At 38.7% G+C, this 12,488-nt stretch carries 18 protein-coding genes; all 18 read left to right on the top strand.

The features are described 5' to 3' along the window. Positions 1-593: hypothetical protein (locus T357_RS19170; protein WP_044916646.1), on the top strand; the 593-nt coding region annotated here is incomplete at its 5' end. Positions 594-638: 45 nt separating this feature from the next. Then, entirely contained in the window at positions 639-1,595 is a 957-nt protein-coding gene (locus T357_RS20250) for a helix-turn-helix domain-containing protein (protein ID WP_049962364.1), read from the top strand. Positions 1,596-1,676: 81 nt separating this feature from the next. Continuing rightward, a complete protein-coding gene (locus T357_RS0109265; RefSeq protein WP_031551422.1) occupies positions 1,677-2,195 on the top strand; it encodes a hypothetical protein in 519 nt (172 codons plus the stop codon). A gap of 146 nt (positions 2,196-2,341) precedes the next feature. Continuing rightward, positions 2,342-2,806, top strand: a complete 465-nt coding sequence (locus T357_RS0109270) for a hypothetical protein (protein WP_031551424.1) — start codon at positions 2,342-2,344, stop codon at positions 2,804-2,806. A gap of 208 nt (positions 2,807-3,014) precedes the next feature. Beyond that, positions 3,015-3,503: a 5' nucleotidase, NT5C type gene (locus tag T357_RS0109275; RefSeq protein ID WP_049962365.1), complete on the top strand. Its 489-nt coding sequence runs from the start codon at positions 3,015-3,017 to the stop codon at positions 3,501-3,503. Between the two features lie 109 nt (positions 3,504-3,612). Further along, positions 3,613-3,957, top strand: a complete 345-nt coding sequence (locus T357_RS0109280) for a phenylpyruvate tautomerase MIF-related protein (RefSeq protein ID WP_031551430.1) — start codon at positions 3,613-3,615, stop codon at positions 3,955-3,957. Continuing rightward, the gene (locus T357_RS0109285) at positions 3,941-4,849 is read left to right on the top strand and encodes a fructosamine kinase family protein (protein WP_031551433.1); all 909 of its coding nucleotides are present in this window, start codon (positions 3,941-3,943) and stop codon (positions 4,847-4,849) included. Before T357_RS0109280 ends, T357_RS0109285 begins: the two co-directional genes overlap by 17 nt. Positions 4,850-4,867: 18 nt before the next feature. Next, complete coding sequence (locus T357_RS0109290; RefSeq protein ID WP_049962366.1) at positions 4,868-5,167, top strand: HNH endonuclease; 300 nt, start codon at positions 4,868-4,870, stop codon at positions 5,165-5,167. Positions 5,168-5,196: 29 nt separating this feature from the next. Beyond that, positions 5,197-6,030, top strand: a complete 834-nt coding sequence (locus T357_RS0109295) for a YitT family protein (protein WP_031551438.1) — start codon at positions 5,197-5,199, stop codon at positions 6,028-6,030. 139 nt (positions 6,031-6,169) lie between these two features. Beyond that, positions 6,170-7,048 carry a single-stranded DNA-binding protein gene (locus T357_RS0109300; RefSeq protein ID WP_081828114.1) on the top strand — a complete coding sequence of 293 codons (879 nt, stop codon included), beginning with the start codon at positions 6,170-6,172 and terminating at the stop codon, positions 7,046-7,048. Between the two features lie 111 nt (positions 7,049-7,159). After that, the gene (locus tag T357_RS0109305; protein WP_031551443.1) at positions 7,160-8,017 is read left to right on the top strand and encodes a class B sortase; all 858 of its coding nucleotides are present in this window, start codon (positions 7,160-7,162) and stop codon (positions 8,015-8,017) included. A gap of 213 nt (positions 8,018-8,230) precedes the next feature. Next, positions 8,231-9,169: an aldo/keto reductase gene (locus T357_RS0109310; protein WP_031551446.1), complete on the top strand. Its 939-nt coding sequence runs from the start codon at positions 8,231-8,233 to the stop codon at positions 9,167-9,169. A gap of 81 nt (positions 9,170-9,250) precedes the next feature. Then, positions 9,251-9,865: a TetR/AcrR family transcriptional regulator gene (locus tag T357_RS0109315; RefSeq protein WP_031551448.1), complete on the top strand. Its 615-nt coding sequence runs from the start codon at positions 9,251-9,253 to the stop codon at positions 9,863-9,865. Positions 9,866-9,887: 22 nt separating this feature from the next. Beyond that, positions 9,888-10,430, top strand: a complete 543-nt coding sequence (locus T357_RS0109320) for a flavin reductase family protein (RefSeq protein ID WP_031551450.1) — start codon at positions 9,888-9,890, stop codon at positions 10,428-10,430. 56 nt (positions 10,431-10,486) lie between these two features. Next, complete coding sequence (locus tag T357_RS0109325) at positions 10,487-11,023, top strand: flavodoxin family protein (RefSeq protein ID WP_031551452.1); 537 nt, start codon at positions 10,487-10,489, stop codon at positions 11,021-11,023. Beyond that, positions 11,024-11,599: a sugar O-acetyltransferase gene (locus T357_RS0109330; RefSeq protein ID WP_031551454.1), complete on the top strand. Its 576-nt coding sequence runs from the start codon at positions 11,024-11,026 to the stop codon at positions 11,597-11,599. 6 nt (positions 11,600-11,605) lie between these two features. Then, a complete protein-coding gene (locus T357_RS0109335) occupies positions 11,606-12,133 on the top strand; it encodes a flavodoxin family protein (RefSeq protein WP_031551456.1) in 528 nt (175 codons plus the stop codon). Positions 12,134-12,144: 11 nt separating this feature from the next. Next, positions 12,145-12,474: a putative quinol monooxygenase gene (locus tag T357_RS0109340; protein ID WP_031551459.1), complete on the top strand. Its 330-nt coding sequence runs from the start codon at positions 12,145-12,147 to the stop codon at positions 12,472-12,474. Positions 12,475-12,488 lie beyond the last annotated feature (14 nt).

The following is a 12,488-nucleotide window of genomic DNA, read 5'->3' on the forward strand; positions in this document are numbered from 1 at the left end:
AAAATGGAGAATTGTTAAGGTATAAATTCCTTAAGCAGTCTCTCGACAATCCAGATGAGTTATACGAAATGGAATACCGAGGAGACGGGCAGATTTTGGAAATAGACGAGTATTCTCCGGTAGGTGTTTCAGCACCAATGCACGGAATCTTGGATTTCTTCGATGACCTTTGGTTCGATTTTCCGACTCCCTTTAAAAAAGGAGATATCCTTTGGATTCCTAAAACCGATGACAATCCGCTTAAACATAGTTATGGAGGGTTTGTTCTTAACAAAATGTCAACATGGGATACCAATGAATTCATCAGAAAAAATGGTGACAGTGATGACATGGATGCATCGGTGTATCTAGCTGACTCTCTCGGAGGAGTGTTCCGGGAGGTTGTAGGGAATTACATGGATTTTGAGTATTATGAAGAGCCTTTCAAGGTGAATGAACAGTTTTTTTATGCTCTTAGTAGTTATTTAAAAGAAAAAATAGGAGAAGATGCCCTCCTTAGATTATACAGGGAAAGGCTATTGGAAGTTGCGATAGCCGACGATATTGAAATGGCAAGTTGGGAAGAGGATGGAAGATATGAAAATCTTATTTAAATGTTAGAATCCAATTCCTAATGTAATTAATACTAGGGGATTTCTATGAGTTGTATAGATTTAATAAGAATCGGGAATAATATAAAAGATTTAAGAGAGCAGTATGATGAAACACAAAAAGATTTGGCGGCATTTTTACATTTGACACCATCAGCAATTAGCAAAATAGAAAATGGTGAAAATGAAATAGACATTGGAAAACTCGCCATCATTTCAAAGCATTATAATATCACAATTGATGAGCTTGTATTTTCAGATAAAATAAGAGTAAATTATTTCAAGAGGAATAAAGTTTCGAACGAAAAGAGATTCACTATATTTGATTTTATTAATAATTTACTATTCTTTCCTGAAAATCCATATAATTACCATGAATACTTAAAATACAAGATTAACCTTTATACCATATTTACATCAAATGATGTAGAATCGAATATAAAAAAAATCAATGCCGATATCTGTGCGCAGAAAGAAGATCTTATTGATGAATTGATTAAAGATTATGAAAGAAACGAAAATTGTGATAGCATGCATTTTATATTATGCATAAATCTAGAATATGCAATTATAATATCGTTTTGGTTAAATCAAATAATTAATAAAAGTAATTTTATAAAAGCTTATCCTGAAGATGGCATTCAAAAATATAACAGAATAATTGCATCGCAGATTGAATTTTTAAATCATTATGTAAATCTTAATTTTGATTTTTTTGACCATGATGAATTAAATATCGAGAAGATTCAAGAACAATTGATTGGTGCTATTAATAATGTGTGGCTTTCATTGACTTATATGGTTCATTATAATAATGATTTGTTCTGCTATTACAATGCCATTATGTATTTATGGGATTTGGTTGATAATGACAGGAATGAAATACAAAATCTTCAATATGGCTGTGATTTATTGCTTAGTGCTGCAAATATAGACAATTCGTATGCAAAAACGCATCTTGCTATAATGCATGAATGGAAGAAATATCTTTTATATTCCACTTAAGCACAATTACTTCACTAGAAACCATCGTTCTTTTACAATCAATCCATAATAAAAAATTGATTTAAAAGGAGGTTCCTCACAATGAAATGTGTTGCAAAGGACGACAGGAAAAGAGTAGTTGAAGTTTGTCATAAGAAAACAAATAAAGAAGCCCCAATTTATCTATTCAATGAAAATGATTCAAACAGACAAGTCCCTCACAGTACAAAAATGTCAAATACATTATCTAAGGACTTGGGTGGCATTGCTATTGAAGCAACTAGGGGTTTTACCTACATAAATGGTAAAAAATATGATGCTATAAAAGAGGCAGTTGATAAGTTCTCCGAAGTACAGATGACTAAATCAGAGAATGAAACTAAAATTCTTACTGATATTTTAGATTCTGATGATTTGAGTTCGGATGCAAAAGAGCATTGTTGCAATGAGTTTGTAACCAGTATAAATCAAGGTTCAGAAAATACAAAGATTGCTGTTCTTGGATCAATTTCAGTACTTAGTATTGCAAGTGTCCTTAAAACGATAATTGTTCAGAATCATAAAACAAAGAGATGTTTTAATAGAAATATGTTTCGATATCTGAATAAAAGAAAGCACTAAGCTTGTATATGTATTAAATATTTATGTTAAGTTTTAAGAAAGAGGGTATAGCCTATTCGGTAGTTGTGAAACGCATGATTTGTGTATTTGCTACCGTTAGGCTTATCTAATACATCATCTTTTAATATTTTTCAGGAGCTTATAAAATGCAGTTATCAAACAGTGATATTAAGGTATGGTTCGCCTTGTTAGTAACAGCTTTTTTTTCTTTTGGATTATCATTTCTTCCTACAGATAACATCTATAAAGCAATGGAATTGTCGACAAGCTATTATACTGAAGATTTTCTTATAAAGAAAGATCTTGACAATGATGGAGTATGTGAATACATTGAGAACCAATCATTTTCGGACGGCGGACATGTCTGTTCAGTTTATAAATTAATAAACGACTCTATCTATGTAGGATGTGTCACTGATCTTTTTGATGAACCTTATGATAATACGGGTCTTGGCTGTATGATGACCTATTATGACAGAGACAACAATTCTGTTTTATTTATATATAAATCAAATGGAATACTCAGAAATAAGACCAAACGTCTTGACGTAAGCAATATACATTTTGAACCATTGGATCCCATGCTTCAAGATAGTATATATATAGAATAATATCAGTGGGCATTCGCTAGGCATGATAATTGCCAGAAAGCGAATGCTCTTTTTTTGTATCTATATAGATGCATGTACCTTTTTTTGCATCCCCGACCAGCTAACATATAATCAGAAGCTTATCTGAACATTCCCTCCCCATAATTGTTATGTAACAGATCATAAGTAAATTGGAGAAGAACATGAATAGTAGAGAAAGGAGATGTGCATGAAACGTATATTTTTCGATCTTGACGGTACTCTTGCCGAATGGAAGGAAGCAGGAATGAGAGAACTAAAAAGCCGGGGATATTTTCTTAATCTGGATCCGCAGACTGAAATACTCGACTTTGCGAGAAAACTTGCAAAAAAGGAAAACTTCGAGGTATACATTTTGTCCGCTTTCCTTACGGACTGCACTGCGTTGGAAGATAAGAACAAGTGGTGTGATATGAAAGCGCCGGAGATTAAGAATCGAAATTTTGTGCTAAACGGTACAAATAAGGCTCTCTCAGTGATGAAGATACTTCAAAAAGAGTCTCTAACCGATGAGGATATCCTGGTGGACGATTACTCGGAAAACTTAAACGAGTGGAAAAAATACGGAGGAAAGGCAATAAAGTGGCTAAACGGAAAAAATGGCCGTGGTATCAAATTCGATGGACCGAGAACAAGTGATATCAACGAACTTGCCAGGCTGATTAGTTCAGCCGCATAATCTGCGACTTTTGTCGTTAGTCAGCTAATGTTAAGTTCAATGAAAAGCATTATAATGGTACAGAGAACTATAGTTGATACTATTTTTTGTAGGGAAAAGGAGAAGGACCATGCCATTCATTTCAACAAAAACTAATGTTACGGTAACAAAGGAAAAAGAGAAACAGCTAAAGGAGCGCCTTGGACAGGCTATTTCAATTATTCCGGGGAAGAGCGAGAACTGGCTTATGTTGGCAATCGAGGGAGACATTCCTATGTACTTTAGAGGTGATGATTCTCAGCCTACAGCATTCATCGAGGTTAAGATCTATGGAAATGCTTCTTCTGATGTTTACGGCAAGATGACAAAAGAACTGACAGGCATATATGGGGATATTCTTGGTGTGAGTCCTGACCACATGTATATCCGTTATTTCGGATCAGATGATTGGGGATGGAATGGGAACAATTTCTGATAAAGTGCTCGTTTGCAGCTCGTTAAAAGAGGCTGTTATATCAGTATGCGGAAAAGACGTATCAGTGGAGAAAAAGCAGGCAGTTCATGGCGGAGATGCCAATGATGCCTATAAGCTTTTTCTTTCAGATGGAGAAACGCTTTTCCTTAAGGCGAACAGTATTTCAAATAAAGATTTCTTCAGGGCTGAAGCTGAGGGTGTCGCTGTCATAATGCAAACAGGAACCATCAGGGTCCCACATATTCATGCTATTGGCACAGATGATGGATATTCGTTTCTTTTGATGGAGTTTATAGAAAGGGCTTTGCCTAAGAAGGACTTTTGGGAAAAGCTCGGCTCCGGTCTTGCTGCCATGCATAAGGCTGATACCTCATCTTTTGTGACAGATGGGAAATATGGTCTTAATAGTGATAATTACATCGGTGCCGGCAAACAGAAGAATACTCCAAAGAACAGCTGGATAGAGTTCTTTTACGAATGTAGGTTAAGACCACAGTTTGAGCTGGCATCAAGGCACCTTGACGGAAGCCTTATCAGAAAGGTAAATTGGCTCCTCGATAACCTTGACAGATTCCTTTATGAACCGGAGAAACCTTCTCTTTTACATGGGGATCTCTGGGCCGGAAACTTTATGTCGGATGAAACTGGGCAGCCGATGCTGATAGATCCGGCGGTATACGTGGGATGTAATGAGGCTGACATTGCGATGACTGAACTGTTTGGTGGCTTTGACAGAAAGTTTTATGACGCGTACTTTAAAGCTATGGGAGCTATCCCGGGCTATGAGGAAAGACGGGACTTGTATAACTTATACCACCTGACAAATCATTTAAATCTTTTTGGAAGTTCGTATTTGTCAGCGGTAGTGAGGACGATAGAGAGATATTGCTAAAAGATATCCGAGGGATGTATGAGGGGCCTAAAGCAAAAGAAATCAGAAATCAAACGTATTCTTCTAAACAAAACGGATGGAGTTTGCGCTCGTTGCGGAAGGTCTATTACTCTGGAGAAAACAACTATAGAACATTACATACCAAAATACAGAGGTGGAGCAGATGACGAAAGAAATCTCCTTCCGTTATGTAAGAAATGTAATAAGCAGAAAGGCTCAAGGATAGTAGACGCTGAGGAGTACTATCCGTTTCTTAAGAGCGAATACTGCTTGGATGCAGATAAATATAAACTTAATTGGGGAAGTGTAACTGAATAGGCAGAAAATACAGAAGGATAATAGTTTAGATGAAGAAGACTCAGGGCATACTATCATATATTTTTATTATACTTGGAGCCATTATGGCGAGTTTTTCGGTTGCTCTTATTTTGCTTCCGAATGACGCTATAGACTACGGAACTGCCGGGGTTGCCATCATTATCAGTAAGCTTACCGGGCTACAGCTGTCACTATGCATGATTGCGGTTTTCCTGCCTTTTTTGATAGCGGGTTACATTTTTCTGGGAAGACGTTTCACCATAAAAGCTGCGGTTGGTTCTATCGTCTACACTTTAGGGCTTGTATTTTTTGAGCATATTCCTTTTGAACTAAATACTGAGCACTTTCTTGCGGTAGCTTTCGGAGGAGCAATACTTGGCTTTGGATTATCATTGATCCTTCGCTATGGCGGGTGTATAGACGGTTCAGAAATTCTTGCGAATATCATAGTAAAGAAGCTGTCTGATAAGACAGGTAGAAATTACAGCATGACACCGGTGCTTCTGGCATTCAATGCTCTTGTGTACCTCACGGTGTTTGTAGTAATAGATGCAACAGCCGCACTTCTTAGTCTTCTTGTATATGTTGTTGCCACAAGCGTGATAGATCACTATACGGATCACTTCGAATCAATCAAGCAGGTTACCATTATTACCCAGGATCCTGATGGAATAATAAGTGACATCAAGAAGCAGCTCAATAAAACATGCACCATCATGAATTCCCGCGGAGCCATTGCTGGAGAGAACACAACATTATTCTGCTATATAAGCTATTTTGAACTGTCGGTGATGAAAGAAATCATATCAAGTCATCCAGGAAGCTTCAGTACAGTATCGACCATCGATGAGATAATAAGATAATACAATAATGTTCAAGAACCGGTTCGCCGGTTCTTTTTTTAAAAAAATTTTTCTAAAAAAAACTAATACGACAAAAACTCCGTACATAATTAGATAGTAAACGAGTTAATAGAGTTATTTGGAGAAAGAAGGTATTATAATGGCACGTCACAATGAGGTCACAATGTACGGCCAAGTGTCGAGCGCACCAAAAATATATACTGATAAGCCCGGACAGCCGGACGCAAAGAAGATACAGGTAATCTGTACCGTAGCGGTCATCCGTGGCATCAGGGATTATGGTGCCAAGGACCACAGGATCAAAATGGATAATCCTATCGTCCTTTCACAAAATGCAAAAATCATGAAGCAGATGGCCAAATGGGAAAAGGGAGATATGGTGCTCATTAGGGGAACCCTTGCATCCCATGATTACACAAAACATTGTTTATGTAAGAATGAAGTCTGTGAGGATGAAGAAGGAAAACATTCAGTTATTTCCTTTAATGAGACACTTTGCTATGTGAACCCTGTGTTCACAGAAGTGCTCACAAAGGGTCTTGATCCATCGGAAGGTACAAAGAATATGCGTGAGCGTTCCGAGATTTCAAACCGTGTTACCATAATCGGAAAGGCAAGCAACGAACCGGAGATCTATACTACAGACCAGGGACAGAGGATCACCAATTATGTCCTTGATGTACCCAGAAAGTATAGGATAAAGGAAGATGATGATTCAAATCGTCACGATTTCCTTATTATGAAGTCATACGGTAAGATTGCCGATATGGATTACCGTTACATAAAAAAAGACGGTCATGTATTTGTCGATGGAGCAATACAGGTAAGAGAGTATGCAAAGCAGCTTGAGTGTCCTTACTGTCACACGGTCCACAACATATTAAGGACTGTGACAGAAGTAATTCCTTATTCAACAGAGTACGGTGTTGGATGCAGAAATGAGGAAGAAGCAGAAGAGTTTCAGACAAAGATGTCAGCACAAAAAGCCGGCGAAGTAAAAGATGAGATATTCTCATAAAAGATATTTTAAAAAATCTGCTGTAAAACCGGCAGATTTTTTTGTTATCCGAGTTATCCCCTTCCATAATCTGTATGTAGATTATTAGATAAGTCATTAGAGGAGGTAAATATGAAAAAAACAATGACTTTTATCCTTATTATTCTTGCTGCGGTTTTCGTGACAATGTCGGTGAAGCGCTCAAGAGATAAGGAAGAAGCGGCTGAGTCTTATAACGAACTTAAAGCCGAGATGTTTACCGAAGCATCTGAAGAAATACCGGATACCGCGGTGGATGTAGAGGAAATAGAACCAGAAGCCATTGCTCTTTCTGATGACGAAAGGGCTATGGTAGATGGTGTAAAGAGACTCCAGAAGGATAACGGAGATGTTCAGGGGTACATCATGATCCTTGACTCTGATATCGAGAAGGATCGACTCTGCAATGCGGCAATGAAGGACGAAGGAGTTGTTCTTCAATACCCAGTTTATCAAAGAAAAGGTAATGATCAGGAAGCTCTTGATTATTATTTACACCATAACGGAAAAGGCGAGCGGGAAAGTTATCCTGGATGCATTTTCGGAGACGGTGCAATAGATGAAGAGGGTAATTATCTTTTTGACCTCGATAGCGATGGTAATCATGTCATCGCCGGACACAACATGAGTGTCCATAGGAACAAAAAGGAGAACTGGATGTTTGGAAGCCTCCGTTATTACGAGGAACCCGAATACCTTGAGGAGCATAAAAACCTCGTACTGGTAACTGATGAAACAGTGAAGTACTTCACTATAGTTTCATATTACCAGGCAGAGGCGGATGATGATTTTTACAACATTCATCCTGAAACTCCAGAAGCACTCTCAAAATTCCTGTCTGATAAGACGGGAATGGAAATAGAGACGGACGATTCGGTAACGCTTGTTGCCTGTGATGATGATACATCAAATGATGCAGGCAGACGTTATGTCATTGCGATTTCTGAATAAGTGGGCGATATGCTCACTTATTTTTTAGTTGAGGTATTTTTCTCATCTAGCATCACAACATTCTTGAAACATATATAAAAAGGAGATTCTCTATCGGTAAGGAGTCTTCAAAATTTTATAAAAGAAAAAATAAAAAAGAGATTGACACTGTGTCAATACAGTGTTATTATTCAACCATCACCTGACACGATGTCAACTGAAAGGAGCTTTGATATGACAAAGACATTACCAAAGATAGCACTCGGCGCATGGGCATGGGGAAATGATGGAACATTTGGAGGAAACTTCACAGAAGAATCTCTCAGACCTATATTTGACGCAGCAATGAAGGCAGGTCTTAATCTCTGGGATACAGCTTATGTATATGGCATGGGCACATCAGAGAAGACCCTCGGAAGTTTTCTGAAGGGGCTTCCAAGGAATTCATATATCGTATCTGATAAGTTCACACCACAGTGTGCAGATTACTCATCAGCAACACCTGTAGCGGATATGCTGAAGACAGAATACGAGATGCTCGGTATCGACAGCATGGATATTTACTGGGTACATAATCCTGTGGATGCCCCAAAGTGGATCACAGAGGTTGCGAAGTATTTTGAAGGGAAGGACAATGTTCCGGTAATCGGCGTGTCAAACCACAACCTGGCAGAGATCAAGGAAGCAGACAGAATCCTTCATGAGCATGGACTCAGGCTTGGAGCAGTACAGAATCACTACAGCCTCCTTAACAGATCATCTGAGGATTCAGGAATCGTTGATTACTGCAAGGAAAACGGCATTCAGTTCTGGGCATATATGGTACTTGAACAGGGCGCACTTTCCGGAAAGTATGATACAAAGAATCCGATGCCGGAAGGATCAGGAAGAGGAATAACCTATAATCCTGTACTTGATAAGCTTGAGATCATGAATGCTAAGCTTAAGGAAGTAGCAGACAAGTACAATGTGGCACCGGCACAGATTCCTGTAGCATGGGCTATCGCAAAGGGAGCGCTTCCTATCATCGGTGTGACAAAGGTTAATCATGTTGAGGATGCAGTTAAGGCCTGCAACATTTCCCTTACTGCGGAAGAGATAGCAGATCTTGAAAAGACTGCTGACAGCCTTGATCTTAACCTTATCCGTATGTGGGAAAAGAAGATGGATTAACTTTTGCCCGAAAATTGACCTTGTGTCAACATTATAGTAATATAAGTTATATTTGAGACAAGGATTCAAAGGAGAACTATCATGGCAGTGGAACTTAAGGAGACGATTGACAAAAGAAGAGAGGAGATAATGGATGCCTGTGAAAAGCTTTATGAGAACATGGGCTTTCACAGCATTACCATAAAGAGCATAAGCACCGAAACCAGCTTTTCCAGACCTTCTATCTACAATTATTTCCAAACAAAGGAAGAAATCTTTTTAGGACTGCTTACCCGTGAATATATGAAATGGAATGATGCTTTAAGGAGCATTATCAAAAGAAATTTGGATATGGATAAGGATTCTCTGGCAAGAGCCATTGCAAAATCCATGGAAGACAGGAAGACACTTCTCAAGATTTCGGCCATGAACCTTTATGAGATAGAGGACAACAGCAGGGATGAGCTTTTGATTGAATACAAGAAAGCTTTTAAGGAAACGGTGGAGCTTTTTGGTGAATGTTTGAAAAAACATCTTAATATAACCGATCAGAAGAGTGAGCAGATAAGATATGCATTTTTCCCTTACATGTATGGAATCTATCCATATTCATATCCGACAGAGAAGCAGATATCTGCCATGGATGAGGTGAAGCTCTCTCATGTTGATGTGACGATTTATGAAATGACCTATCAGTTTTTGAAACTGATTTTTTGATTAAAAGAAAGAAGGAGCGTAAATGAAGAAGAATATAGGAGCAACTTTGGCATTATATCCGGCACCTGTAATCGTAGTAGGAGCAATGGTGGACGGAAAGCCTAACTGGACACTGGTAGCACACGCAGGAACTGTAGCGCACAGCCATCTTATGGTATCCATGGTGCAGGCACATTATACAAATAAGGGAATCAGAGAGAATAAGATTTTCTCTGTGAATGTAGTTGATGAGTCATGGCTTAAGGAAGCAGACAGAATGGGCGTAGTCTCAGGAAATAAAGAAGATAAGTCAGGTGTTTTTAAATATACAGTAGGTGAGAACGGAGCTCCTCTTATTGATGATGCAAAGGTTTCTATAGAGTGCGAGATGGACACAAACTTAGAACTTGAGAACTTCGATAACTTTATCGGAAAGATCCTTGCCACATACGCGGATGAGTCTGTCCTTAATGAAGCCGGTAAGATTGACTACCATGTTTTCAAACCTGTTCTTTTCGAGTTCCCTACATATGAATACTTTGTGACAGGTGATAAAGTGGGCGATTGCGCAAAAATGAATAAATAATTGAAAGTAAAGTCTGCGGCTTTTTGCCGTGGGCTTATTTCATAGAGGATTTTAGAATGAATATAACAGTTTTGATGGGAAGCCCCAATAAGAATGGTTCAACCGGTATCCTGACCAAAGAATTTAAACGAGGAGCAGAGGAATCCGGGCATACAGTCGAGATTCTGGATATCTGTCACATTGATATAAAACCATGTATCGGATGTGTGCAGTGTGGATATGAAGGACCATGCGTACAGAAGGATGATACAGAGATCATAAGGAGAAAACTCCTGTCATCTGATATGGTGGTATTTGCCACTCCGCTTTACTACTATGGAATGTCGGCACAGATGAAGATTGTTGTAGACAGGTTCTGCGCTTATAACAGCAGCCTGAGCAGAAAACATCTTAGATCAGCACTTCTTAGTGTTGCATGGAATGCAGATGACTGGACATTCGAGGCACTTGAAGCACATTATAAAACTCTTGTCAGATACATCAATTTTGAAGATATGGGTATGGTTCTTGGATATGGCTGCGGAACACCGGGAATGACTTCAAGGAGCAGGTATCCAAAGGAAGCCTATGAACTTGGAAGGAGGCTCAGATAAATGACAGAACACGAAAAGCTGTTAGAAGGAAAAGAGTATGATTACAGAGATCCTGAGATTCAGGAGATGATCATATCAGCAAAAAAACTGGTCAGGAAGCTTAATGATACAGATGAAACTATTGAACAGAAGGAAACTGCAAAAAATCTCCTTGGCAAGATGGGCGACGGAACAGTGGTCATGCCTCCTTTTCGCTGCACTTATGGAAAGCATATAGAGCTTGGTGAAAATGTCACGATCAATATGAACTGTACCTTCCTTGATTCAAATATGATCACTATTGGTGACAGAACTCTTATCGCACCAGATGTAAAGATATATTGTGGAGAGCATAGTTTAGATGCTTCAAAACGTTTTGGAACGAGAGAAGATGGAAGCAAATATCTTATTTCAACAACAAGACCTGTAAGGATAGGTTCTGACTGCTGGATAGGAGGGAATGCCACAATTCTTCCTGGAGTAACTATAGGAAATAATGTGGTAATAGCGGCCGGTGCTGTCGTAACTAAGGATATACCGGATAATGTTATTGCTGGCGGTGTTCCAGCTAAGATAATTAGACAGCTAGAGGGGTAGCTATCTATGAAAAATGTTTTGATTTTGTCGGCAAGCCCCAGAAAAGAGGGGAATTCCGATATCCTGTGTGATGCGTTTATGAAAGGCGCATCCGAATCCGGTAACAATGTCGAAAAGATTTCTCTGTATGACAGGAATATAAACTTTTGTCGTGCATGTTATTCCTGTTTTAAAACAGGAAAATGTGTCTTACAGGATGATATGGCTGAGATCCTTGATAAGATGCAGAGATCAGATGTGATCGTTGTTGCCACACCAACTTATTTCCTTACCATGAATGGAATGCTTAAGACTGTGATAGACAGGTTTCTTCCTAAGTGGCAAGATCTCGGAGGACATGATATCTTCCTAATTATCACAGGACATGACGAAAAAAGAGGACTTGAACTTGTAGGGCAGGAACTAACCACAGTATTCAAGAACCTTGGGAATGAAATAAAAGGCATCATTTGGGGAGAAGGTGTCTGGCAAAAAGGCGAAGTAATAGGAACCAGGGCAATGAAAGAAGCCTATGACAGCGGATTAAACGTATGAGGTAGATGAAGATGAGCATTACAGTAAATCTCAGATATACAGGAACCAATGGTTCTGCAAGAAAATTTGCAGAGGAGATGACAAAAAGCGGAACAGTAGAGAAAATCCGTAATGAGGCAGGAAATCTCAGGTATGAATATTACGAGTCATTGGAAGATCCAGAGACTATACTTCTGATAGACAGTTGGAAGGATCAGGAATCAATTGATGTCCATCATGCATCTCCCATGATGAAAACAATCATGGATCTTCGTGAAAAATATGATCTCCACATGACTGTTGAGAGATATGTTTCTGATGATACCATGCCGGAAAAGGATGCGGGTTTTATAAGAAAATAAGCATAAAGAGGAAA

The sequence above is a fragment of the Oribacterium sp. FC2011 genome (genome assembly GCF_000701645.1).
Lineage (GTDB): Bacteria > Bacillota > Clostridia > Lachnospirales > Lachnospiraceae > Oribacterium.

What these genes read in the sequence shown, in the direction of transcription:
- T357_RS20250 (WP_049962364.1), top strand. Translation starts at nt 639, where the DNA reads ATGAGTTGTATAGATTTAATAAGAATCGGGAATAATATAAAAGATTTA.
- T357_RS0109265 (WP_031551422.1), top strand. Translation starts at nt 1,677, where the DNA reads ATGAAATGTGTTGCAAAGGACGACAGGAAAAGAGTAGTTGAAGTTTGT.
- T357_RS0109270 (WP_031551424.1), top strand. Translation starts at nt 2,342, where the DNA reads ATGCAGTTATCAAACAGTGATATTAAGGTATGGTTCGCCTTGTTAGTA.
- T357_RS0109275 (WP_049962365.1), top strand. Translation starts at nt 3,015, where the DNA reads ATGAAACGTATATTTTTCGATCTTGACGGTACTCTTGCCGAATGGAAG.
- T357_RS0109280 (WP_031551430.1), top strand. Translation starts at nt 3,613, where the DNA reads ATGCCATTCATTTCAACAAAAACTAATGTTACGGTAACAAAGGAAAAA.
- T357_RS0109285 (WP_031551433.1), top strand. Translation starts at nt 3,941, where the DNA reads ATGGGAACAATTTCTGATAAAGTGCTCGTTTGCAGCTCGTTAAAAGAG.
- T357_RS0109290 (WP_049962366.1), top strand. Translation starts at nt 4,868, where the DNA reads ATGAGGGGCCTAAAGCAAAAGAAATCAGAAATCAAACGTATTCTTCTA.
- T357_RS0109295 (WP_031551438.1), top strand. Translation starts at nt 5,197, where the DNA reads ATGAAGAAGACTCAGGGCATACTATCATATATTTTTATTATACTTGGA.
- T357_RS0109300 (WP_081828114.1), top strand. Translation starts at nt 6,170, where the DNA reads ATGGCACGTCACAATGAGGTCACAATGTACGGCCAAGTGTCGAGCGCA.
- T357_RS0109305 (WP_031551443.1), top strand. Translation starts at nt 7,160, where the DNA reads ATGAAAAAAACAATGACTTTTATCCTTATTATTCTTGCTGCGGTTTTC.
- T357_RS0109310 (WP_031551446.1), top strand. Translation starts at nt 8,231, where the DNA reads ATGACAAAGACATTACCAAAGATAGCACTCGGCGCATGGGCATGGGGA.
- T357_RS0109315 (WP_031551448.1), top strand. Translation starts at nt 9,251, where the DNA reads ATGGCAGTGGAACTTAAGGAGACGATTGACAAAAGAAGAGAGGAGATA.
- T357_RS0109320 (WP_031551450.1), top strand. Translation starts at nt 9,888, where the DNA reads ATGAAGAAGAATATAGGAGCAACTTTGGCATTATATCCGGCACCTGTA.
- T357_RS0109325 (WP_031551452.1), top strand. Translation starts at nt 10,487, where the DNA reads ATGAATATAACAGTTTTGATGGGAAGCCCCAATAAGAATGGTTCAACC.
- T357_RS0109330 (WP_031551454.1), top strand. Translation starts at nt 11,024, where the DNA reads ATGACAGAACACGAAAAGCTGTTAGAAGGAAAAGAGTATGATTACAGA.
- T357_RS0109335 (WP_031551456.1), top strand. Translation starts at nt 11,606, where the DNA reads ATGAAAAATGTTTTGATTTTGTCGGCAAGCCCCAGAAAAGAGGGGAAT.
- T357_RS0109340 (WP_031551459.1), top strand. Translation starts at nt 12,145, where the DNA reads ATGAGCATTACAGTAAATCTCAGATATACAGGAACCAATGGTTCTGCA.